General features: G+C 68.2%; 14 protein-coding genes and 3 pseudogenes. 12 read left to right on the top strand and 5 right to left on the bottom strand.

The window, feature by feature from the left end; all coding sequences use genetic code 11:
* Positions 1 to 20: 20 nt before the first annotated feature.
* Positions 21 to 2916, top strand: a pseudogene (gcvP, locus tag LXX_RS08130) (aminomethyl-transferring glycine dehydrogenase).
* 70 nt (positions 2917 to 2986) lie between these two features.
* On the opposite strand, the gene LXX_RS08125 reads toward gcvP, so the two are convergent.
* Complete coding sequence (locus LXX_RS08125) at positions 2987 to 3781, bottom strand: CPBP family intramembrane glutamic endopeptidase (RefSeq protein ID WP_011186415.1); 795 nt, start codon at positions 3779 to 3781, stop codon at positions 2987 to 2989.
* Positions 3782 to 4063: 282 nt separating this feature from the next.
* Here LXX_RS08125 and LXX_RS08120 point away from each other — a divergent pair, with 282 nt between their 5' ends.
* The 3 genes from LXX_RS08120 to LXX_RS08110 all read left to right on the top strand — a co-directional run bounded on the left by LXX_RS08120 (position 4064) and on the right by LXX_RS08110 (position 8586).
* Positions 4064 to 5851, top strand: a complete 1788-nt coding sequence (locus LXX_RS08120; RefSeq protein ID WP_011186414.1) for an ABC transporter family substrate-binding protein — start codon at positions 4064 to 4066, stop codon at positions 5849 to 5851.
* A gap of 192 nt (positions 5852 to 6043) precedes the next feature.
* Entirely contained in the window at positions 6044 to 7576 is a 1533-nt protein-coding gene (locus LXX_RS08115) for an ABC transporter permease (RefSeq protein WP_041767630.1), read from the top strand.
* Entirely contained in the window at positions 7576 to 8586 is a 1011-nt protein-coding gene (locus LXX_RS08110; protein ID WP_011186412.1) for an ABC transporter permease, read from the top strand. The genes LXX_RS08115 and LXX_RS08110 overlap by 1 nt, the downstream gene beginning before the upstream one ends.
* A 47-nt stretch (positions 8587 to 8633) precedes the next feature.
* On the opposite strand, the gene LXX_RS08105 is transcribed toward LXX_RS08110, so the two are convergent.
* Positions 8634 to 9260, bottom strand: coding sequence for a PH domain-containing protein (locus LXX_RS08105; RefSeq protein WP_011186411.1), 627 nt, complete (start codon positions 9258 to 9260; stop codon positions 8634 to 8636).
* 68 nt (positions 9261 to 9328) lie between these two features.
* Here LXX_RS08105 and LXX_RS08100 point away from each other — a divergent pair, with 68 nt between their 5' ends.
* The 6 genes and pseudogenes from LXX_RS08100 to typA all read left to right on the top strand — a co-directional run bounded on the left by LXX_RS08100 (position 9329) and on the right by typA (position 18610).
* Complete coding sequence (locus tag LXX_RS08100; RefSeq protein WP_041767629.1) at positions 9329 to 11185, top strand: dipeptide ABC transporter ATP-binding protein; 1857 nt, start codon at positions 9329 to 9331, stop codon at positions 11183 to 11185.
* Between the two features lie 343 nt (positions 11186 to 11528).
* Positions 11529 to 13082 carry a peptide ABC transporter substrate-binding protein gene (locus LXX_RS08095; protein WP_011186409.1) on the top strand — a complete coding sequence of 518 codons (1554 nt, stop codon included), beginning with the start codon at positions 11529 to 11531 and terminating at the stop codon, positions 13080 to 13082.
* A 63-nt stretch (positions 13083 to 13145) separates the two neighbouring features.
* Positions 13146 to 14075, top strand: coding sequence for an ABC transporter permease (locus LXX_RS08090; protein ID WP_011186408.1), 930 nt, complete (start codon positions 13146 to 13148; stop codon positions 14073 to 14075).
* Positions 14065 to 14996 (top strand): annotated as a pseudogene (locus tag LXX_RS08085) (ABC transporter permease). The gene LXX_RS08090 and the pseudogene LXX_RS08085 overlap by 11 nt, the downstream one beginning before the upstream one ends.
* Positions 14993 to 16645, top strand: a pseudogene (locus LXX_RS08080) (dipeptide ABC transporter ATP-binding protein). The pseudogenes LXX_RS08085 and LXX_RS08080 overlap by 4 nt, the downstream one beginning before the upstream one ends.
* A gap of 48 nt (positions 16646 to 16693) precedes the next feature.
* The gene (gene typA / locus LXX_RS08075) at positions 16694 to 18610 is read left to right on the top strand and encodes a translational GTPase TypA (RefSeq protein ID WP_011186407.1); all 1917 of its coding nucleotides are present in this window, start codon (positions 16694 to 16696) and stop codon (positions 18608 to 18610) included.
* A gap of 111 nt (positions 18611 to 18721) precedes the next feature.
* Here typA and efeB read toward each other — a convergent pair whose 3' ends face one another.
* Genes efeB through efeU form a run of 3 tightly spaced genes read right to left on the bottom strand, consistent with a single transcriptional unit; the run spans position 18722 to position 22156 of the window.
* Complete coding sequence (gene efeB, locus LXX_RS08070; RefSeq protein ID WP_011186406.1) at positions 18722 to 20032, bottom strand: iron uptake transporter deferrochelatase/peroxidase subunit; 1311 nt, start codon at positions 20030 to 20032, stop codon at positions 18722 to 18724.
* Positions 20033 to 20039: 7 nt separating this feature from the next.
* Positions 20040 to 21245, bottom strand: coding sequence for an iron uptake system protein EfeO (gene efeO, locus LXX_RS08065; RefSeq protein WP_011186405.1), 1206 nt, complete (start codon positions 21243 to 21245; stop codon positions 20040 to 20042).
* Positions 21246 to 21289: 44 nt separating this feature from the next.
* Positions 21290 to 22156: an iron uptake transporter permease EfeU gene (efeU, locus tag LXX_RS08060; protein ID WP_011186404.1), complete on the bottom strand. Its 867-nt coding sequence runs from the start codon at positions 22154 to 22156 to the stop codon at positions 21290 to 21292.
* 126 nt (positions 22157 to 22282) lie between these two features.
* Between efeU and LXX_RS08055 the strand changes: the two genes are divergently transcribed.
* Both LXX_RS08055 and fdxA read left to right on the top strand, forming a co-directional pair.
* Positions 22283 to 22657 carry a hypothetical protein gene (locus LXX_RS08055; RefSeq protein ID WP_011186403.1) on the top strand — a complete coding sequence of 125 codons (375 nt, stop codon included), beginning with the start codon at positions 22283 to 22285 and terminating at the stop codon, positions 22655 to 22657.
* Between the two features lie 85 nt (positions 22658 to 22742).
* Positions 22743 to 23063, top strand: a complete 321-nt coding sequence (gene fdxA, locus LXX_RS08050; RefSeq protein WP_011186402.1) for a ferredoxin — start codon at positions 22743 to 22745, stop codon at positions 23061 to 23063.
* Position 23064 lies beyond the last annotated feature (1 nt).

Genomic DNA, 23064 nt, shown 5'->3' with positions numbered 1-23064 from the left:
AGATTGGCGCAGAGCCCACGATGAACGATCTCTTCCAGGCGCGTCACATCGGCACCGACCGGGAGGCGCAGAGCACGATGTTGTCCGCGCTCGGCCACCGCTCGGTCGAGGAGCTCGTCTCCGCGGCTGTGCCGGCCTCCATCCGCGTGGACGGCGCGCGCCTCGACCCTGCCCGATCCGGTCAGCGAGCGCGCGGCGATCCGCGAGCTGCGGGAGCTGGCCGCGCGCAACACGGTCAACCGCAGCCTGATCGGGCTCGGCTACTACGGCACCATCACCCCGGCGGCGATCAAGCGGAACGTCCTCGAGAACCCCGGCTGGTACACCGCATACACGCCGTACCAGCCGGAGATCTCGCAGGGCCGCCTCGAAGCGCTCATCACCTTCCAGACGATGGTGGCCGATCTAACCGGGCTCGGCACGGCGAACGCGTCGATGCTGGACGAGGGCACCGCAGCGGTCGAAGGGATGCTGCTGGCCCGCCGCGCCTCCATGTCCGCCTCCGCGAAGTTCGTTGTGGACGCCGACGCCTTTCCGCAGACCCTCGCCCTGCTCCGCAACCGCGCCGAAGCGGTCGGCATCGAAGTGGTGGTGCGCGACCTGCTCTCTGCTCCGGCCGACGCCCCCGAACTCACGGACGCTTTCGGTCTGTTCGTCCAGTACCCCGGCGCTTCCGGCCGGGTCTGGAATCCGGAGTCCGTCATCGCCGCCGCGAAGGCCGCGGGCGGCGTCGTCGTGGTCGCAGCCGACCTGCTCGCGCTCACACAGCTGCGCTCGCCGGGCGAGCTCGGCGCGGACGTCGCGGTCGGCACTAGCCAGCGCTTCGGGGTCCCGATGGGCTTCGGCGGCCCGCACGCCGGCTATCTGGCCGTCCGCAAGGGCTTGGAACGGCAGCTGCCCGGCCGTCTCGTCGGGGTGTCGCAGGATGCCGCGGGCAAACCCGCGTACCGCCTCACGCTCCAGACGCGCGAGCAGCACATCCGCCGGGAGAAGGCCACCTCGAACATCTGCACCGCGCAGGTGCTCCTCGCCGTCATGGCCGCGATGTACGCCGTCTACCACGGTCCGGCGGGCCTGCGCGCGATCGGGCGGCAAGTTCACCTCAGCGCCGTCGCCGTCGCCCGCGCGCTCCGCGACTCTGGCGTCGAGGTGCTCTCGCGCTCCTTCTTCGACACGCTTCTGGTGGAGGTGGATGACGCGGCCGCTGTGGTGGAATGCGCCCACGAGCGCGGCATCCTGCTGCATGCGGCCGGCTCGGGCCTCGTCTCGTTCAGTCTGGACGAGGAGGCGGCGGCCGATCTTCGCGACGGGGCCTTCCCCCTCGCCGACCTCATCGATGCGCTGGGCGGAGCGGCCGACGGCGAGGTCGCGATCGACCGGGACGCGGCCGTCTCCTTCGACGCCGCGCTGGCGCGCACCTCCGCGTACCTGACGCACCCCGTGTTCTCCGCACACCACTCCGAGACCGCGATGATGCGCTACCTCCGCCTCTTGCAGGACCGCGACTACGCGCTCTACCGCGGCATGATCCCGCTCGGCTCCTGCACCATGAAGCTCAACGCGGCGACGGAGATGGAGGCTGTCACCTGGCCCGAGTTCGCTGCCCTGCACCCGTTCGCGCCCGCCGCGGACGTGGCGGGATCGCTTGCCCTCATCGACCAGCTCGAGGGCTGGCTCGCGGAGGTGACCCGGTACGACACCGTCTCCCTCCAGCCGAACGCGGGCAGCCAGGGCGAGCTCGCCGGGCTCCTCGCCATCCGCGGATACCACCGCTCGCGCGGCGACGGGCAGCGCACGGTGTGCCTCATCCCGCAGTCCGCCCACGGCACGAACGCCGCCTCGGTGGTGCTCGCCGGTCTGAGCGTCGTCGTGGTCGCGACCGACGAGGACGGCAACGTCGACCTGGACGATCTGCATGCCAAGATCGCCGCCAGCGCCGGCGCCCTCGCCGCGCTGATGATCACCTACCCCTCGACGCACGGCGTGTACGAGCACGAGGTCGTCGCCATCGCGGACGCGGTCCACCGGGCCGGGGGGCAGGTCTACATCGACGGAGCCAATCTGAACGCCCTGCTCGGCTACGCCCGGTTCGGCGACCTTGGCGGCGGCGTCAGCCACCTCAACCTGCACAAGACCTTCTGCATCCCCCACGGCGGCGGCGGTCCCGGCGTCGGCCCGGTCGCCGCGAAGGCGCACCTCGCGCCGTTCCTGCCCGGTCACCCGCTGGCCCAGGACGCGACCCACGCGCTCGCGGGCGGGGGGCGGATCGAACACGGCGGGGCCCCGGTCTCCTCGGCCCCCTACGGCAGCCCCAGCATCCTGCCGATCAGCTGGGCTTACGTCCGGATGATGGGCGCGGAGGGTCTGAAGGACGCGACCGGGGCGGCTGTGCTCGCTGTGAATTACGTGGCCGCCCGGCTGCGAGAGCACTTCCCCGTGCTCTACGCGGGCAGCGGCGGCCTCGTCGCGCACGAGTGCATCCTGGATCTGCGCCCGCTCACCGCGCGAACCGGTGTGACAGTGGACGACGTCGCCAAGCGGCTCGTGGACTTCGGGTTCCACGCGCCGACCATGTCGTTCCCGGTCGCCGGCACCCTCATGGTGGAGCCGACCGAATCCGAGGACCTGGCTGAACTCGATCGTTTCGTCACCGCGATGGTCGCCATCCGGGCGGAGGCCGACGCGGTCGCGGCCGGTGACTGGCCGGGCGACGACAACCCGCTGCGCAACGCTCCGCACACCGCGGAGTCCGTCGTCAGCGGCGAGTGGACGCATCCCTACTCCCGGGAACAGGCCGTTTACCCCGTCCCCGCACTCGTCCGCGCGAAGTACTGGCCCCCCGTCCGCCGCATCGACCAGGCCCACGGCGACCGCAACCTGTTCTGCGCCTGCCCGCCCCCCGAATCCCTCGCCTGAGCCCCTTCGCCCCTTTTCCGCCGGCACGGGAGCCGGGAGCCGGGAGAAGCGATGAAGATGAGGGGGCGAGTCAGGCGAAGACGGTGGGCCAGAGGGTGACGGCGAGGGGATAGCCGAAGAAAGAGACGATGTCGATGACGACGTGGGCGACGACGAGCGGGGCGACACGGCCCCACCGGGCGTAGCACCAGCCGAACACGACGCCCATCATGGCGTTGCCGGCGAACGGGCCGAAGCCTTGGTAGAGGTGATAGCTGCCGCGAAGCATGGCTGTCGCGAGGATGATCGGCCACGTCCCCCAGCCGAGCTTCCGCAGCCGGGCGAACAGGTAGCCGACCACGATCACCTCCTCTTGCAGACCGGCGCGCAGCGCGGCGAGGAGGAGGACCGGCACGGTCCACCAGTGGGTGTCGAGCGGGGAGGCCTGAACCGCCACCGTCGCGCCGAGCACGCGGCCGAGCGCGTAGAAGAGCAGGCCGGGCGCCCCGATCACGAGGAGGAGGAGCAGGCCGCCGCCCAGATCCGGCCACGGTCGCGTGAAATCCAGCCCGATCCGGCGGAAGCCGTTGCGCCGCGGCTGCCACAGCAGGAAGATCGCCAGCGCCACCGCGAAGAGAGGGAACAGGTTTCCGAGCAGCTGGTACAGGGCGTCGAATAGCTCGCGGCTGGACTGGGAGGGATTCACCTGCGCGGTCTGGTCGGAGAGGGCTTTCTCGCGCGTCGAGAGGTCGATGATCGAGACGATCGAGTACACCGCCGACTGCCCCAGCGACAGGCCGAGGACGATGGCGATCTCCCACCACAGGCGGACGCGAGCGTTGCGATCGGCGGGGACATCGCCGGTCTGGGTCGATTCACTGCTCATACACGCATCCTGTCAGGCGCTTCAGCCTCTTTCCCGGCGCCACCGCAAGGTGTGGCTATCGGCGATCCGCACCCGGGGTGAGCGAGTGTGCGCACGGAAGGTCCGATCGCCTCGGTTTCCGCCTCCGAACGGGGGAATTCATTGCCTGCATTACCACTGTGTAACGTTTTTGGGCCCAGTTTTGCATTCATTGCAAATGATACCTAGGGTCAGTCATATCCCGCGCCGGATCAGGTACTCTCGCACGCCCGTGCCGCGCGCACACTTCGCACAGGAGGAACATTGCACATCAAGGGAAGAAAGGCCAGGCTCGCGGTCAGCGCCGTCGCCGGTGTCGCCGCTCTCGCTCTGTCAGCCTGCACCACGTCCAGCACCGGCGGCTCGTCCGCTGCCAAGGGGGGCACGGTGACGGTCGCGGTCGTCAACGACCTAACCTCGCTGAACTCGCAGACCCCGCAGGGCAACCTGGACACCAACGGCCAGGTCGGCTACCTGAACGGTTCCTACGGGACTGGTTTCCAGTACATCGACAACAACTACAAGATCGTCCACGACGGCAAGTTCGGCACCTTCGAGAAGACCTCCGATGACCCGCTGACGGTCAAGTACACCCTGAACAAGGACGATAAGTGGTCGGACGGCCGGCCCGTCACCGCTGACGACATGATCCTCGCCTGGGCGATCGCGTCGGGTCACTACGACTCCGCCAAGTTCGACGACTCCGGCAAGGTCACCAGCGGCACCCAATACTTCACGATCGCCGGTTCGACAGCGGGAATCGACGCCACCGACTTCCCGGCGGTGAGCGACGACAACCGCACGATCACCCTCAAGTACTCCACGCCCTATGCGGACTGGGAGCTTGTCAACCCCATCGCTCAGCCCGCGCACATCGTGGCCAAGAAGGCGGGCCTGTCCTCGGCCGCCGATCTGACCAAGCTGCTCAAAGGCCTGCCGAAGGGCGACCCTGCCAGCCCGGCCGCGCCGGACGCCACCCTGAAGAAGGCGGCGGACTTCGTCAACACTGGCTACGACATCACCGCGATGCCCACGGACAAGGACCTGCTGGTCGCCTCCGGCGCGTTCACCCTGTCGTCGTGGACTCCGGGACAGTCACTCACGATGGTGAGGAACAAATACTACGCCGGCGGCTTGGAGCCGAACGTGGACAAGATCGTCTTCCGCATCATCCCGGACGCGAACGCGCAGGTCACCGCTCTCCAGAACGGCGAGGCCGACATCATCACCCCCCAGGCCTCGGCCGACACCCTCACCGCGCTGAAGAAGACCAGCGCGAAGGCGCTGACCGGAGACCAGGCATCGTACGACCACCTCGACCTGAACTTCGGTTCGCAGACCTTCTCGGACGCCAAGGTCCGTGAGGCGTTCTTGAAGACGATCCCGCGTCAGCAGATCCTCGACTCGATCGTCACCCCGGTGAACCCGAAGGCCAAGGTCCTCAACTCGCAGATCTGGCTGCCGAACCAGCAGCCCCAGTACGGCGACACAGTGAAGAACAACGGTTCTTCGGCCTACGACAAGGTGGACATCGACGGCGCTAAGGCTCTGCTGGCCGGCGCGACCCCGACTGTTCGCATTCTGTACAACACGAACAATCCGAACCGTGTCGACGAGTTCCAGGCCATCCAGGCGTCCGCGTCCAAGGCCGGCTTCAAGGTCGTCGACGCCGGCTCGCCGCAGTGGAGCAAGCTGCTTCCGGGCGGGGACTACGACGCGTCGCTCTTCGGGTGGATCAGCCCGGGCGCCGGGACCGCGCAGATCCCGCAGCTGTTCACCACCAGCGGCGGCGGCAGCAACTACAACCGCTTCTCGGCGGCGAACGCGGACGCGCTGGCCACCCAGACCACGCTGGACAAGAGCAAGCTGACCGACCTGGAGATGAAGATCGACAAGACGGCCTTCTCCCAGGCTTACGGTTTGCCGCTCTTCCAGCTGCCGGGTGTCTTCGGTGTCAACGCCCGCGTCGACGGCGTGAAGTTCATGGGCAACCAGAACGGTCCGTTCTGGAACTTCTTCCAGTGGTCGGTTAAGTCCTCCACGTCGAAGTAACGTCTTCCACAGTGAGAGTGCCCGGGGGAACCCCCGGGCACTCTCCTGCGGCGGGGGCCGGCTTTGCGAGTCGGCGCCCCGTATCACCTCGTCGGCGGATGACCCGTCCGCCTCTCCCGAAACGCGCCAGGCGAGCGCTCTCCTCGCCACCACCCGTTCGGCGCGTCCTGCTCCAGTGAAGGTTTTGAACCTATGGCGAGTTTCATCCTGAGACGTCTTCTGGTCTCAGCGCTTATCATCGTCGCCGCTTCGTTCCTGATGTACATGCTGGTGGCCTACAGCGCCGACCCGCTCCAGGACCTGCGAAGCAGCAATTCCCCGAATAAGACCCAGCTCATCAATGCGCGCATCCAATTGCTGCAACTGGGTGTCGTGCCCCCGCTCCGCTGGCTCCTCTGGCTCGGCGGCGCGGCGAAGTGCCTCATCCCGTTCGCGAACGCCTGCGACCTCGGATCGACGATCTCCAACGCCAAGGTGGTCGACATCCTGCCGCAGGCGCTGTCCTCGACCGTGCAGCTGGTCACCCTCGCGCTGATCCTCGCCATCTTCCTGGGCGTGACGATCGGCATCGTCACGGCTCTGCGGCAGTACAGCGGACTCGACAACGTCGTCACATTCCTCAGTTTCTTCCTCTACTCGCTGCCGGCGTTCCTCGTCGCGGTGCTCCTCAAGGAATTCGTCGCGATCGGGTTCAACGACTTTCTGGTGCGTCCGGCGATCCCCTGGTGGACGGCCGTCTTGACTGGTCTGGTCGCCGGGCTTATCTGGCAGTCGCTCATCGGCGGCGACCTGTGGCGGCGGGGGATCACCGCCGTCGTCTCCGGCGTAGCGACAGCCGGAGTGCTGCTGCTGATGAGCGCGACGAACTGGTTCCTGCGCCCTGGCCTCGGCCCGGTCGTGATGATCATCCTCATTGCCGCCGTGGTCGTCGGCGCAACGGCGCTCACCGCGGGTCTGCAGAGCCGGCGCGCGCTCATCGCGGCAGGGATCACCGGGGCGGTGTCGCTCGTGTGCTACTTCGCCCTGCAGCCGTTGTTCATCGTGTCCACGGTCGCCACCATCGCGATCCTGGCGGTCGTCGCGGTCGTCGCGAGCCTTGCGATCGGCTTCTTCGTGGGCGGCTACGATCGCGGCCAGAATATGCGCGTCGCGGTCATCGTCGCCATCCTGTCCGGTTTCCTGATCCTGGTCGATCGCTTCATGCAGGCGTGGCCGACGTACTTCACCGACACGAACGGCCGGCCGATCGCCACCGTGGGGTCCTCCACCCCCGGTCTCAGCGGCGATATGTGGGAGTCGGGTCTCGACACCTTCACGCATTTGCTGCTGCCCACGGTGGCGCTGCTGCTGATCTCCTTCGCGCCCTACACTCGCTACTCGCGGGCCGGGATGCTGGAGGTGCTGGGCCAGGACTTCATCCGCACCGCGCGCGCGAAGGGGCTGCCGGAGCGGACTGTCGTCGTGCGGCACGCCTTCCGCAACATGCTCATTCCGATCACCACGCTGGTGGCGTTCGATGTGGGCGCTTTGCTCGGTGGTGCGATCATAACAGAGCGCGTGTTCGCGATTCCGGGGATGGGTTTCCTGTTCGCGAGCGGCCTCGACCGCGGAGACCTGAACCCGGTCATGGCGTACTTCCTGGTGATCGCGGCGATGGCGGTCTTCTTCAATTTCCTGGCCGATCTCGCCTACGCCGCACTCGACCCGAGAGTGAGGGTCCGCTGATGCCGACAACCGAACCGACGATCGCCGACGAACTGCGGGAGCCGGACTCTCCGCCCGTCAGCCAAGGGAAGCTGATCTGGAGGCGCTTCCTCTCCAACAAGATCGCCGTCGCCAGCGCCATCCTGTTCATCCTCATCGTGCTGTTCTCGATCTCCGCGATCGGGATCGGACCCCTCCACGGCTGGTGGAAGTACGACTACAAGGAGCTGAACGACCAGGTGCAGCAGGGCTCGCCCACCGGGGAGCACCCGTTCGGCCAGGACCGCATCGGCAAGGACTACTTCGCCCTGACCATGCGCGGCATTCAGAACTCGGTGCTGGTCATGATCGTCCTCGGAGCCATTGCCAGTGTCGTCGGCGCGGTCGTCGGCGCGGTCGCGGGGTATTTCCGCGGGGTGATCGATGCCATTCTGATGCGCATCACAGATGTGTTCATCGTCATCCCGGCGCTCGTGATCGGCTCGGTCGTCGGACACGCTTTCGGCGGGCTGGGCGCTTTCTTCCTCGCCCTGATGCTGGGATTCTTCTTCTGGATGAACATCGCCCGTCTGGTGCGCTCGGAGTTCCTCTCGCTGCGCGAGCGCGAGTTCGTGGAGGCGGCACGGGTCGCCGGCGCGTCGGACATGCGGATCATCTTCAAGCACATCCTGCCGAACACCATCGGCATTGTGATCGTCGCCGTGACACTGATCATGGCCTCGGCCATCCTGCTTGAGACGGCGCTCTCGTTCCTCGGCTATGGCATCCGGTCACCCGATGTCTCCCTCGGTCTTCTGATCAGCTCCAACCAGTCGGCGTTCCAGACCCGGCCCTGGCTGTTCTGGTGGCCCGGCGCGTTCATCGTCGCCCTGGCGCTGCTGGTCAACTTCGTGGGCGACGGCCTGCGGGACGCCTTCGATCCGCGTCACCGTCGCTTCATCCTCCGCAAGATGCGCGAGCAGGAGCCGGAACCGGACGCGGGCGAGGACGGTCCCCGCACGGGCGCGGCCTTCGCGAAGGATGCGCTGTGACCCGGGAGCGCGCCGTCCAGACGCTCCCGGCCCCTGCCGCCGCAGGTTCAGGCCAGGAGCAGCGCTGCGACCGTGCCGCCGAGCAGCGCTGCCAGGGCGGCCAGCGTCAGGAGATTCCAGCGGACCGTCACGGGGGTCTCGTCGGCGTGACCGGCTTCGATGATCCCTGCGTCCCGCAGGGCCGCCCAGCGGCGGCGCACCGCTTCGGCCGCCGCGCCGGACTCGGTCGAGAGAAGATCGCCGGGGCGGCGCACGCTGTCCTCGACGTTCGGGCGGCCCACACGTCCCGTCGTCTCGCGCCGGGTGGCCCGCAGCGTGCTGCCGGTCCCCGGAGCGGGTGCGGACCACACCGGGAACTTTCGCCCCGGCGTGAAGAGCGTGAGCGCGTACTTCGTCTCGACGTCGATGAGCGCGGGCCAGGGGATATACACGGTGCGCGTGACGTTGACCAGCTCCAGCCCATCGTCCGACACCGTCAGATGCGGACGCCAGAGCCCGGCCCATGCCAGCAGTGCGAACAGGCCGCACGGAACGAGGAAGAGCAGGCGCGCATCGCGCAGACTGACCAGAAGGCCGACGGCCAGGGCGGCGACCGCCGCCCAGATCAGGACGGCAAGGACCCGGTTGAACCGGGACACGAGAACCTCGCGCTCGGCGGGGGAGACGGAGGGCATGGCTCCATGCTCTCATCCCGCCCCGCACAGCCCCTCCCGGAGCGCGCCCCCGAAAGGAACCGCGAATCATGACCGCCACCATCCCCGCCGGTCAGGCGGGCGCTGCGACCGGCGCCCCCGTGCTGGAGGTCGCCGACCTCTCCGTCGACTTCGGCGTCGACAACGTCTGGGTGCCCGCCGCCAAGAAGCTCCGCTACTCGATCAAAGCGGGCGAGGTGCTGGCCATCGTCGGCGAGTCTGGCTCCGGCAAGAGCGCGAGCTCGATGGCGATCCTCAACCTCCTGCCGAAGAACTCCCGTGTACGCGGCTCGATCAAGCTGGAGGGCCGCGAGCTCACCGGACTGAGCCCGCAGCAGATGCGCCGCGTTCGCGGACGCCAGGTGTCGGTGATCTTCCAGGAGCCGATGACCGCGCTGAACCCGGTCTACACGGTCGGCTTTCAGATCGTCGAGACACTCCGCGTCCACTTCGGGATGTCGCCCCACGAGGCGAAGGAGCGTGCCCTGCAACTGCTCGGCATGGTCGAGCTGCCCGACCCCGTCAAGGCGTTCAACTCCTATCCGCACCAGCTCTCCGGCGGTCAGCGTCAGCGCGCCATGATCGCGCAGTCGATCTCCTGCGACCCGAAGCTCCTCATCGCCGACGAGCCGACGACCGCGCTGGATGTGACCGTGCAGGCGGAGATCCTGGAGCTGCTGCGGAGTCTCCGCGACCGGCTCGACTCCGCCATCCTGCTGATCACACACGACATGGGCGTCGTCGCCGACCTGGCCGACAACATCGTGGTCATGCGGAAAGGCGATATCGTGGAGTCCGGCACTGTCGCCGAGGTCTTCGCGGCGCCGAAGCACCCGTACACCATCGCCCTGCTCGAGGCCGTCCCGCACCTCGGCCAGCGCGAGGACGAGGAGATCGACACGACCGCCGCCCTCGCCGCGGGCACCGCGAAGCCGGACGCCGAGTTCGCGGAGCGCATCCGCGTCAACGAGCGCCTCGCCGCCGCCGAGCACGAGAAGGCGGAGCTGGACAAGCGGAAGATCGTCGTCGAGTTCGACAAAGTCTCGATCGAGTACCCGAAGCGCGGCCGTGTCCCGGCGTTCCGCGCGGCGACGGACATCGACCTCACCATCCACGAGGGCGAAGTGGTCGGCCTCGTGGGCGAGTCGGGCTCCGGCAAGACGACGCTCGGCCGTGCGGCGATCGCTCTCCTGCCGATCCACTCGGGCCGCCTCGTCGTCGCGGGGCAGGACATCAGTGATGCGAACCGCGACGAGATCCGCAGGCTGCACCGCAACGTCGGCATCGTCTTCCAGGACCCGTCATCCTCGCTGAACCCCCGCCTGCAGATCGCCGATTCGATCGGTGAGCCGCTGCGCCTGGCGAAGGGCCTCAAAGGCATGGACCTGGCCAAGGAGGTCGACCGCCTCCTCGACAGCGTCGAGCTGCCGCGCGCCTACCGCAGCCGCTTCCCGCACGAGCTCTCCGGCGGCCAGAAGCAGCGCGTCGGCATCGCCCGCGCCCTCGCGCTGAAGCCGCAGGTCCTCATCGCGGACGAGCCCACCTCCGCGCTGGACGTGCTGGTCCAGGCCCGTGTCCTGGAGCTCATGCAGCAGCTCCAGAAGGAGATGAGATTCGCCTGCCTGTTCATAACCCACGACCTCGCCGTCATCGACGTGCTGGCCGACCGCATCGCGGTCATGCACCACGGCAGCCTGGTGGAGGTCGGCACCCGCGACGAGATCCTCCGCTACCCGAAGGAGGCGTACACGCAGCGTCTGCTCGCGGCCGTCCCGCTCCCGGACCCGGAGGCCCAGCGTGACCGCCGCGCCCTGCGGCTGGAACTGCTGGCGGCAGGGTCGGACGAGGTCGTTCCGGCGAACGAGGGGCTGCCGCCGGAGCCGCCGGTGGTGGTGCAGGGCCTGTAGGCCCCTTTGGCGGTGCAGACCACGAGCGGAACGGGTGTCGCGCTCTCCCCGGAGAGCTGAACGGCACCGGCGCCGCAGCCCAGCGTCCGCTTCTCGCTAGCGGCGGCCACGGGGCCGAGGCTGGGGCTGCTGCGCCGGTGGTGCTCAGGTCGCCACGAACGCGGTCGCAAGCGCCATTGCACAGAACGCCGCTGTCGGTCCGAGGTGGATGTCGTTTCGCACACCATCAAATTATCGAGATGAGATGTGACATCTCAAACCCAAAATTAAAAAGTCTTTCGATTAAAACTTTGCGTTCTATGCGGGTTATCGTGTTCATCTGACCTGCATGGAGGTATCGCACGTGCGCAAACACAGACTCATCATCGCTGCGGTGGCCGTCGGTGCGCTGGCCCTCACCGGCTGCGCTTCGACCACAGACGCGAAGAGCGGCGGCAGCTCCGGCGTCGTCAGCGCCTGGAGCACCGAGCCGGAGCGCGGCCTGGTTCCCGGCGACACGAACGAGGCCGGTGGCGGCCTCATCGTCAATCAGCTTTTCGCCGGACTGATCTACTACGACGCGAAGGGCGTTTCGCACAACGACGTCGCCGAGTCGATCACGACCGAGGACTCTCAGCACTTCACGGTCAAGCTGAAGAGCGGCCAGAAGTTCAGCGATGGCGAGGCCGTCACCGCCTCCTCCTTCGTGGACGCGTGGAACTACACCGCCAACGTGAAGAACGGCCATAAGGCGGCCGACTTCTTTCAGGATGTCGAGGGCTTCAGCCGCGACGTGGATTCCGACCTCACCGGCCTGAAGGTCGTCAGCGACACGGAGTTCACGATCACCTTGGCCTCCAAGGTCTCCGACTTCGCCCAGCGCCTCGGCGCTAATGCGTTCTTCCCGCTGCCCGAGTCGGCGTACGACGATATGAAGACGTTCGGGCAGCACTCGGTCGGCAACGGTCCGTACCAGTTCAAGAGCTCCTCCGCGTGTAAGCACGACGAGCAACTCGAGCTCAGCGTCAACAAGAACTACACCGGCCCGCAGAAACCGAAGAACGACGGTCTCAAGCTTGTCTTCTACAGCAACCCCGACTCCGCGTACCGGGATGTCCAGGCGGGCAACCTCGACGTCCTGTATCAGATCCTCGACAGCGCTGTGAGCACGTATGCGTCCGACTTCCCGGACAGGAACGCGAACCAGCCGGCCGCGGTTCAGCAGAGCTTCACCATCCCGCAGAACCTGGAGCGCTTCCAGGGCGAGGAGGGCGCGCTGCGCCGCCAGGCCATCTCGCTCTCGATCAACCGTCCGGAGATCACCAAGGTGATCTTCGGCGGGACGCGCACTTCGTCCACCGACTTCTCCGCGCCGACGATCGCCGGCTACCAGAAGGACCTCCCCGGCTTGGACGCTTTCGCCATCTCGCCGTGGACCGGCACGTTCAAGCTGGCCTACAACGCCGACGGCGGTCACCAGGGCTGGGTGGACGCCGTGAGCAACGGCATCAAGAACACGCTCGGGATCGAGGCTGAGGGCGCACCCGTGCCGACCTTCGGCGCCTTCCGCGATCAGATCACGAAGCGCACCATCGGCTCGTCGTTCCGATCGGGCTGGCAGGGCGACTACCCGGGGTTGTACAACTTCCTCGGCCCGGTGTTCGGCACCGGCGGTGGCTCTAACGATGGCGAGTACTCCAACCCCGCCTTCGACGCCCTGCTTAAAAAGGGACTGGCCGAGCCGGACGAGAAGGCCGCCGCCGCCGACTTTGCCAAGGCGCAGCAGATCCTCTTCACGGATCTGCCCCAGGTCTCGCTCTGGTACCAGAACGTCACCGCGGTCTGGAGCGGAAGCGTGAGCGACGTGACCATGAGCTGGAACTCGTTCCCCGTGTTCACCGACATCGTCAAGAACTGACACCCCGAACTGCTGCGGCGGGCCACCGGCCCGCCGCAGCAGTTCTGTCTGGAAAGCCCGCCCTTGCTCCTGTACATCCTCAAGCGCCTCGCCCAGGCCGTGCCTGTTCTGCTCGGGACGACGCTGCTGATCTACTTCCTCGTCTTCTCGCTGCCGGGAGATCCCGTCGCCGCTCTGTTCGGCGACCGCCCGCCCTCGCCCGCGCAACTCGCGCAGGTGCGCGCCCAATACCACCTGGACGAGCCGTTCATCGTCCAGTACCTTATCTACCTCGGCGGCATCTTCCGCGGCGACCTCGGGGTCTCCTTCTCCGGCGAGCCCGTCGCCGACATCCTGGCCCGCACCTTCCCGGTGACCCTCCGGCTCGCCGTTCTGGCCCTGCTGTTCGAGACCGTCATCGGCATCGCGGTCGGGCTCGTCAGCGGCCTCCGCAAGGGCAAACTGTTCGACGCGAGCTCGCTCGTCGTGAGCCTCATCCTGATCTCGCTGCCGATTTTCGTCGTCGCGTTCGTCGCGCAGTACGCGTTCGGCGTGTGGCTGGGCTGGGTCCGGCCGACCGTGAGCCCCGGTGCGCCCTGGGGCGATCTCGTGCTGCCCGCCATCGTGCTGGCCTCGATCTCGTTCGCGCAGATCGTGCGGCTCACCCGCTCCTCGGTGATCGACGCCGCCGGGCTGGACTATGTGCGCACCGCCCGGGCCCGCGGACTCAGTGGGCGCCGGGTGGTCGGCGCTCACATCCTGCGCAACTCCCTGCTTCCGGTGGTGACCTACCTCGCCACCGACTTCGGCGTGCTGCTCGTCGGCGCGACCGTCACGGAGGGCATCTTCAACGTGCCCGGCGTCGGCAACGCGCTGTACCGGGCGATCCTTCAGGGCCAGGGCCCGACGGTCGTCTCGTTCGTCACCGTCATGGTGCTCATCTACCTGGTGGTCAACCTGATCGTCGACCTGCTCTACGCCGTTCTCGACCCGAGGATCCGCTATGCCCGTTAGCCACTATCTCGCCCCCTACGACGAGGCGGAGATCGACGCCGCCCGGCCCACCGCTCCGGCGCAGGGCGGCACGCTCTTCAGCGACGCCTGGCTCGACCTGCGCCGACGGCCGACGTTCTGGCTGTCGGTGGCGCTGATCGCGCTCATCCTGTTCGTCGCGCTCTTCCCCGGGCTCATCACCTCCGTTCCGCCGAACGCGGGATGCCAGCTGGCGAACAGCAACGGCGCTCCAGTCGCCGGCCACCCGCTCGGGTTCACCAAACAGGGGTGCGATGTGTTCTCCCGCATCGTGCATGGCGCGGGCACCTCCGTCTCCGTCGGTCTGATCGCGACGCTGCTCATGGCCTGCTCGGGATCGTGTTCGGCGCTCTGGCCGGTTTCTACGGGGGCTGGGTGGACACTGTGCTCTCGCGCGTCGGCGACATCTTCTTCTCGATCCCCTACATCCTGGCCGCGGTCGTCATCATGTCGGTGTTCGCCGCGTTCGCGAACGTGTGGATCATCGCGCTCGCCATCGGCGTCTTCGCCTGGCCGGCGACCGCGCGCGTGCTGCGCGCTGAGGTGATGCGGTTCAGGAACGCCGACTTCGTGATGGCTTCGGAGGCGCTCGGGCTCGGCCGGTTCCGCATCCTGGTGTGGCACGTGCTGCCGAACTCGATCGCGCCGGTCATCGTCATCACCACAATCTCGCTCGCGGGCGCGATCGTGGCCGAGGCGACCCTGTCGTTCCTTGGGGTCGGGCTGCCGCCGAGCACGATGTCCTGGGGCAACGACATCGCGGCGGCGCAGGTCGACCTCCGCACCGCTCCCACCGTGCTGCTGTATCCCTCCATCGCGCTGTCCGTCACTGTGCTGAGCTTCATCCTGCTCGGCGAGACAGTGCGCGAGGCGCTCGACCCGAAGGCGAGGGCCCGCCGATGAGCGCCGAGACCGCGACGAAGAGCCCGCTGCTGTCGATCGCTGGACTTGAGGTGGCCTTCGGCCCGAAGGGCCGGCGCATCCCCGCGGTCGCCGGCGTCGACCTGGAGGTCTATCCGGGCGAGACCGTCGCCATCGTCGGCGAGTCCGGCTCCGGCAAGTCGACCACGGCCCAGGCTGTGATCGGGCTCCTGCCCGAGGGCGGGACCGTCACCGGCGGGCGCATCCTGTTCGCCGGTGAGGACATCGCCCACGTCGGCAAGCGCCGCCTGGAGGCGTTGCGCGGCCGCGAGATCGGCTTCGTGCCGTAGGATCCGATGTCGAACCTCAACCCGGTGTGGAGCATCGGCTACCAGGTCGGCGAGGCCGTGCGCGCCAACGGCGTCGCCAAGGGCCGTCGCGCGGTCCGCGAGCGCACGATCGAGGTGCTGAGCGAGGCCGGCCTCCAGGACCCGGCGAAGCGCCTGAGGCAGTACCCGCACCAGTTCAGCGGAGGGATCCGGCAGCGTGCCCTGATCGGGATCGGCCTCGCTGCCCGCCCCCAGCTGCTGATCGCCGACGAGCCGACCTCGGCGCTCGACGTGACCGTGCAGCGCGTCATCCTCGACCACCTCGCGACGCTGACCGGCGAGCTCGGAACGAGCGTCCTGCTGATCACGCACGATCTCGGTCTCGCGGCGGAGCGCGCCGATCGCGTCGTCGTGATGTACCGCGGGCGCGTGGTGGAGGCGGGACCGTCGCGCGAGCTGCTGCAGAACCCGCGGCACCCGTACACGAAACGTCTGGTCGCCGCGGCGCCGAGCCTCGCCTCCCAGCGCTTTCGCGTGACCGAGCGGTCCGCCGCCGCGCCCGCCATTGAGGCTCCGGCCGTCGAGGCGCTCGACGTCCGCAAAGTGTACCAGCTGCCGACAGGAGGACTGCGCTCCGAGCCGTTCGCCGAAGTGGACGGCGTGAGTCTGACGGTGGCACGCGGCACGACGACGGCGCTCGTGGGGGAGTCCGGCTCCGGCAAGTCGACCATGGCGAAAATGGTGCTCGGCCTCGAGAAGCCCACCGCGGGCCGGATCAGCGTCGACGGCCAGGACATCGGCGCGCTCGACCGCCGCGGCCTATTCGCCCTGCGTCGCCGGATGCAGCCGGTCTTCCAGGACCCGTACGGGTCGCTCGACCCGCTGCGCAGCGTCCACAGCACCATCGCCGAACCGCTTGCGATCCACGGCATCGGCACGGCCGCCGAGCGGCTCCGGCGGGTGGAGGAACTGCTCGACCAGGTCGCGCTCCCGGCGTCGTTCGCTTCGCGCTACCCGAACGAGCTCTCGGGCGGCCAGCGCCAGCGCGTCGCGATCGCCCGCGCCCTCGCCCTCAACCCCGAGATCGTCGTGCTCGACGAGGCGGTCTCCGCGCTGGACGTGCTGGTGCAGGCCCAGGTGCTCGAACTCCTCGTGGGACTGCAGGAGGAGCTCGGCCTGACCTACCTGTTCATCACGCACGACCTCGCGATGGCGCGCACGATCGCCGACCGGGTGAGCGTCATGCGCGCCGGTCGCGTGGTCGAGGAGGGGAGGACGGACGAGGTTTTCACGGCCCCGCGCGAGGACTACACGCGGACCCTCCTGGAGGCCATCCCCGGAGCGGCCATCCCCCTGGGATAATATGGACCGTTCCCCGAAATCCTTCTGACGAGAGTCGAGCCCTCACGTATGTCTGAGAACGCCGTCGCCCACCGCGACGATCTGCGCAACGTTGCGATCGTCGCCCACGTCGACCACGGCAAGACCACGCTGGTCGACGCCATGCTCCGGCAGACGAACTCCTTCGGCGACCACGAGCACGTGGAAGAGCGCGCGATGGACTCGAACGAGCTCGAGCGCGAGAAGGGGATCACCATCCTCGCCAAGAACACGGCGATCTCCTACAAAGGCAAGCACGCCCCGAACGGGCCGATCACGATCAACGTGATCGACACCCCCGGCCACGCCGACTTCGGCGGCGAGGTCGAGCGCGGCCTCTCGATGGTCGACGGCGTCGTGCTGCTGGTGGACTCCTCCGAGGGTCCGCTGCCGCAGACCCGCTTCGTGCTGCGCAAAGCGCTGGAGGCGAAGCTGCCGGTCATCCTCGCGGTGAACAAGACCGACCGCAGCGACGCCCGCATCGAGGAGGTCGTGGGGGAGGCGCAGGATCTACTGCTCGGGCTCGCCAGCGACCTTGCCGATGATGTGCCCGACCTCGACCTGGACGCTGTGCTCGACGTCCCCGTCGTCTACGCGTCCGGCCGCGCCGGGGCCGCCAGCCGAAACCGGCCCGCGAACGGCGAGCTGCCCGACAACGACGATCTGGAGCCGCTGTTCGAGGCGATCCTGGAGCACATCCCGGCTCCCAGCTACGATCCCGGCGCGCCTCTGCAGGCGCATGTCACCAACCTCGACGCCTCGCCGTTCCTTGGCCGCCTCGCGCTGCTGCGCGTACACAACGGCACGCTGAAGAAGGGCCAGACGGTCGCCTGGGTGCGCCACGACGGCGACATCCACAACGTCCGCGTCACCGAGCTGCTGATGACCAAGGCGCTCGAGCGCTACCCCGCCGAGTCCGCCGGCCCCGGCGATATCGTGGCGGTCGCGGGTTTCGCCGACATCATGATCGGCGACACGCTGGCCGACCCGGAGGACGTGCGTCCGCTCCCGGCCATCCACGTGGACGACCCCGCCATCTCCATGACCATCGGCACCAACACCTCCCCGCTGGTCGGCAAGACGAAGGGCCACAAGCTCACCGCCCGCATGGTCAAGGACCGCCTCGACCGCGAGCTCATCGGCAATGTGTCGCTGCGTGTGTTCGACATCGGCCGCCCGGACGCCTGGGAGGTGCAGGGACGCGGCGAGCTGGCGCTGGCCATCCTGGTCGAGCAGATGCGCCGCGAGGGCTTCGAGCTGACCGTGGGCAAGCCGCAGGTGGTCACCCGCACCGTAGACGGCAAGACGCACGAGCCGTATGAGCACCTGACGATCGACATCCCCGAGGAGCATCTCGGCGCGATCACGCAGCTGCTCGCCGCGCGCAAGGGCCGCATGGAAAACATGACGAACCACGGCACCGGCTGGGTGCGCATGGAGTTCATCGTCCCCTCGCGTGGCCTGATCGGCTTCCGCACCGAGTTCATGACCACGACTCGCGGCACCGGCATCGCCAACGCCATATCGCACGGCTACGACCAGTGGGCGGGGCCCATCGTGACCCGCAGCAACGGCTCCATTGTCGCCGACCGCCAAGGTGTCGTCACACCGTACGCGATCATCCAGTTGCAGGAGCGCATGACTTTCTTCGTGAACCCCACGGAGGAGGTCTACGAGGGCATGGTCATCGGCGAGAACTCACGCGCCGACGATATGGATGTCAACATCACCAAGGAGAAGAAGCTCACCAACATGCGCTCCTCGACGGCCGACACGTTCGAGTCGATGACGCCGTCGCGCCAGCTCACCCTGGAGGAGTCGCTCGAATTCGCCCGCGAGGACGAGTGCGTCGAGGTGACCCCGGAGGCCGTGCGCATCCGCAAGGTCGAGCTCGACGCCACCGCGCGCGGCCGCGCTGCGGCGCGCCTGAAGCGGCAGGATTCCTGACCGCACCGGTGCAGCCGGCCTCGGTGCGACACGGTCCCCGGCTGCTTCCCGGCGCAGATCCCTCCCGTGGACGCCGCGGTTGTGTTCGGCGCCGCCGTCGGCTCCGCCGCCTCAGGCGAACAGGCTCGCCCCGATATACGAGCCTTCCCGAGCGCCGGGAGGCACGGCGAAGAGCGCGGAGCCCACATGCTTCACGTACTCGTTCATGGCGTCGTTGCGGGCGAGCTGCGACTGGATCGGGATGAACTGCTTGCGCGGGTCCCGCTGGAACGCGATGAAGAACAGACCCGCGTTCAGGCGTCCGAGTTCGTCGTTGCCATCGACGAAGTTGTAGCCGCGGCGGAGGATCCGGGCTCCGTCGTTCGTGCTCGGGTGCGCGAGGCGGACGTGCGAGTCCGGGTCGATCTTGGTGCTCCCGGAGGCGGCGAGGGCCAGGAAGTTCGGCTCCGTGAACTCGGTGCCGCCCGAGAGCGGGGCGCCCTCGCCCTTGTCCCGGCCGATGACATGCTCCAGTTCGCCGAGCTGCTGGCGGTCCCAGGTCTCGATCGTCATGCGGATCTTGCGGGCGACCAGGTAGGAGCCGCCCGCCATCCACTCGCTCCCATCCGCTCGCGCCGCCCAGACCTGCTGGGTGACGGCGGCGGCGTCCTCGGAGGTGATGTTGGCCGTGCCGTCCTTGAAGCCGAACAGGTTGCGCGGGGTCGTCTGGCTGCGCGAGGTGGACGAGGTGCGGCCGAACCCGAGCTGCGACCAGCGGATGGCAGCGCGGCCGAAGGCGATGCGGGAGAGGTTCCGGATGGCGTGGACGGCCACCTGCGGGTCTTCGCTGCAGGCTTGCACGCACAGGTCACCGACGGTGTACTGGTCGAGCAGCGCATCGCCGGGGAAGTGCGGGAGGTCGATGAGCGCCGCGGGCTGCCGGCGGGCGATGCCGAACCGGTCGTCGCCCGCAGCGGAGGTGAAGAGGGTGGGGCCGAACCCGAACGTGATGGTCAGGCCACCCGCGGGCAGGCCGAGCGCCTCGCCGGTGTCGTCGGGGGGTGTGTCGAGCGGCCCGGAGGCGGGCCCGCCCGTGCCCGCCGGCTTCCCCTGCGTCATCCGGGCGGCGGCGGTCGTCCAGTCCTGGAGCAGCTCGATCAGCCCCGCGCGGGTGAGATCGGCGGCGACATCGAACGCGGCGAAGTGGAGCCGGTCTTGGACGGGCGTCGTGATGCCCGCCTGATGGCCGCCGTAGAACGGGTATGTGGTCGCAGCGCCCGCCGTGTCCGGCCCGGTGATCGCGTGGCCGGCTGCCACGCCGGCTCCGAACCCGGCGAGGCCTGCCCCCGCCGCCGCCCCCACCAGCCCCAGCAGCCCGCGCCGGGAGAAGCCGCAGGAGGCTGGGGACGAGGCCGGCACGTCCCCGGCTGTCTTTTCGCTCACGCGCCTGCTACCGCCGGCTCTTGACGAGGATCGAGGTGAGCTGGCTGAGCGGCTCGCTGAGCGCGTTCACCTTGTCGGACAGCTCTTTCACCTGCGCGGTGCTCAGCTGCGTGTAGCTCGCGTAGCCCTCGCCGGAGGCGTACCGGCTCAGCAGCTTGCCGATGGCGGCGAACTCGGCGTCGAGCTTCTTCGCCATCGCTTTGCCAGCGTCGCCCTTCTCCACCAGGACGTCGCGGACTGTCTCGTAGGCGACTTGCGCGCCTTCGACGTTCGCTGCGAAGTCCCAGAGGTCGCTGTGAGAGAATGTCTCCTCCTCACCGGTGATCTTGCTTCCCGCGACCTCTTCCATCAGGCTGGAGGCTCCGTTGGAGATCTGGTCGAGGGTGAGGGAGAAGCCTTTCGCGTAGACGAGGTCGTACAGCCGCTGGGTATCCGAGACGAGCCGGTCGCCGAGTCGCTTGCGATCGGCCGCGTTAGACGGGACGTGCCCGGCGGGAGCCCACAGATCCTTCTCGATGCGGTGCCAGCCGGTCCAGCTCTGGCCCTGCTCCAGGTCGGCCTCGCGGAGGTCGAGCGCGGGGTCGATGTCGCCGAACTGCTCGGCGGTCGGCTCGATGCGCTCGTAGTGCTGGCGCGCCGCCGGGTACTGCGCGCGGGCTGCGGTGTCGTCGCCCGCCTCGTAAGCGGCCGCGAAGGTCTGCGTGGCGCTCAGCAGCTGGCCGGCTTGGTCCTTCACATAGCCTGTGTAGTTCGTGACTGCCTGCTGGATCTGTTTCGTCTCGCCGGCGGCCTTAGCGTCGCCGGAGCCCTTCGTGACGGAGAACGCGGCGAGAGAGGTCGGGCTGCCGACCATCCCCTTCTTGCACGCGGTGAAGTATCGGCCCTCGGTGAGTTGGACGACGTAGTTCACCGTCGTGCCGGGGCCGATGTTATCCTTCTCACCCGCGATGCGCAGCTTGTCCGAAGCGAGCACCTCGAACTCGTTCACGTCGGTGCCCTTGTTCGTCACCTGGAACGTGACGGGTCCGGAGCGGGCGGTCGCCGTGCCGACCGTGTTTTTCTCGTCGTGGAGAGTGACCGGGATGGCCGCGCCGGTCGTTCCAGCGCTGCCTCCGCCGGGGTTGTTCGGCACACAGCCGGTGAGGGCGAACGCGAGGGCGGCGGTTCCGGCGAGAGCGCCGGCGATCGTGCTGCGCGGGCGGAGACGGGGCATAGGGACGCTGTGCTTTCTGCTCGGAGGGGAATCGCTGCGGGGTGTCAGGAGGTGACGGGGTCGTGCTGCGCGACCGCTGTCTCCTGCGGTTTCACGGGGGCAGTGCGGCGTGAGGCGCGGCGCTGCCGGAGGAAGAGGAACGAGACCACGACGATGTAACCGGCCCACGCGACGACCTGCAGCCAGGTGGGGGACGGGGTGAAGTTCACGATGCCGGCGAGCGCGGTGCCGTACCAACTGGACGCGGGGACGATTCCGCTGATGTCGTAGGCGTGGATGTTGGCTCCCGGGAGGATGCCCGCTTCCTGCAGGTCGCCGAGGCCGTAGGCGAGAACGCCACCGGCGACGACCACCAGAAAAGCGCCGGTCCAGGCGAAGAACGATCCTAGGTTGATCCGCACCATCCCGCGGTAGAGCAGGAATCCGACGACCGCAGCGCTGATCAGCCCGAGTGTCGCGCCGACGATCGGCTCCCAGCCGCCGCCGACGCTGGCGACGGTGGCCCACACGAACAGGGCGGTTTCGACGCCCTCGCGCCCGACGCTCAGCATGGCGAGCGCGACCACGCCCCAGCCCGCGCCGACGAGCGCCGCGTCCAGGCGGTTCTCCAGGGTGGCGGTCAGCGAGTGGGCTGTTTTGCCCATCCAGAGGATCATCCAGGTGACGAAGCCCACCGCGGCGAGCGACAGGGCGCCGCCGACGGCCTCCTGCGCCTCGAAGCTCAGCCCGTATGGCCCCCAGGTGAGCAGCGCGCCGATCCCGAGCGGGACGACCAGGGCGACGCCGACCCCGAGCCACAGCTTCGGGAGGATGCCGGTGTGGCGTGTCTTCGCCGCGTACGCAACGAGGATGGTGACGATGAGCGCCATTTCGAGACCTTCGCGGAGGCCGATCAAGTAGTTCGCGATCACAGGGGGAACCTTGCCGGTGGAGGGTTTCGGAGGGAGGGCTTCGGTTCAGTCAGGTAACGCTAACCTTATCTTCCTGACTGACTTTAGGGCACGGTTCCGGATTGTGTCCAGAGATAGGATGCGAACATGCTCAGCCGGATCGTCAGCGCGGTTCCGCTCCTGATCGTCGGCGCGATCGTCGGCGGTGTCGGGACAGTCGCCCACCAGATCGCCGTCGGATGGGGTGTGCCGATCCCGCTCGGCCTGATCGGGTCCCTGCTCGCCATCGCTGCCCTGCTCGCCGGGCTGCGGCTCCTCGGTCACAGCCGCGTGCCCGCCGCACTCGCGGCGGCCGGGACGCTCGGTACGATCCTGGTCTTCGCGCAGCAGAGCCCGGGCGGCTCGGTGCTGATCCCGGACAATGCGCTCGGGCAGATCTGGCTCGTCGCCCCCTTCCTGATCGCCGCCGTCGCCCTCGCCTGGCCCGACCTCTCGCGACGCGGGGCCGGACCGGCCCTCTGATCCGTGCGGGCCCGTTGACGCGGCCGGGACGGCATAAGCTAGACAGGTAGCCTCGAAGCGTTTCTGCGAAGGGATCAGAACCACCGTGACCTATGTCATCGCCCTCCCGTGCGTCGATGTGAAAGACCGGGCCTGTATCGACGAGTGCCCTGTCGACTGCATCTACGAGGGTGAACGGTCCCTGTACATCCACCCCGACGAGTGCGTCGACTGCGGCGCCTGCGAGCCGGTCTGCCCGGTCGAGGCCATCTACTACGAAGACGACCTCCCCGAAGAGTGGGCCGACTACTACAAGGCCAATGTCGAGTTCTTTGACGACATCGGCTCGCCCGGCGGCGCAGCCAAGGTGGGCGTCATCGCGAAGGACCACCCGATCATCGCCGCGCTCCCGCCCCAGGCACACTGAC

Source organism: Leifsonia xyli subsp. xyli str. CTCB07 (assembly GCF_000007665.1).
Lineage (GTDB): Bacteria > Actinomycetota > Actinomycetes > Actinomycetales > Microbacteriaceae > Leifsonia > Leifsonia xyli_C.
The sequence above is the reverse complement of the archived record's forward strand: the minus strand, read 5'-3'. Positions and strand labels throughout refer to the sequence as shown.

Bases quoted from the DNA above. Each gene is read 5' to 3' on its own strand.
- LXX_RS08105 (WP_011186411.1), bottom strand. From the start codon at position 9,260: ATGCCCTCCGTCTCCCCCGCCGAGCGCGAGGTTCTCGTGTCCCGGTTC.
- LXX_RS08115 (WP_041767630.1), top strand. From the start codon at position 6,044: ATGGCGAGTTTCATCCTGAGACGTCTTCTGGTCTCAGCGCTTATCATC.
- efeO (WP_011186405.1), bottom strand. From the start codon at position 21,245: ATGCCCCGTCTCCGCCCGCGCAGCACGATCGCCGGCGCTCTCGCCGGA.
- LXX_RS08100 (WP_041767629.1), top strand. From the start codon at position 9,329: ATGACCGCCACCATCCCCGCCGGTCAGGCGGGCGCTGCGACCGGCGCC.
- typA (WP_011186407.1), top strand. From the start codon at position 16,694: ATGTCTGAGAACGCCGTCGCCCACCGCGACGATCTGCGCAACGTTGCG.
- LXX_RS08055 (WP_011186403.1), top strand. From the start codon at position 22,283: ATGCTCAGCCGGATCGTCAGCGCGGTTCCGCTCCTGATCGTCGGCGCG.
- LXX_RS08125 (WP_011186415.1), bottom strand. From the start codon at position 3,781: ATGAGCAGTGAATCGACCCAGACCGGCGATGTCCCCGCCGATCGCAAC.
- LXX_RS08110 (WP_011186412.1), top strand. From the start codon at position 7,576: ATGCCGACAACCGAACCGACGATCGCCGACGAACTGCGGGAGCCGGAC.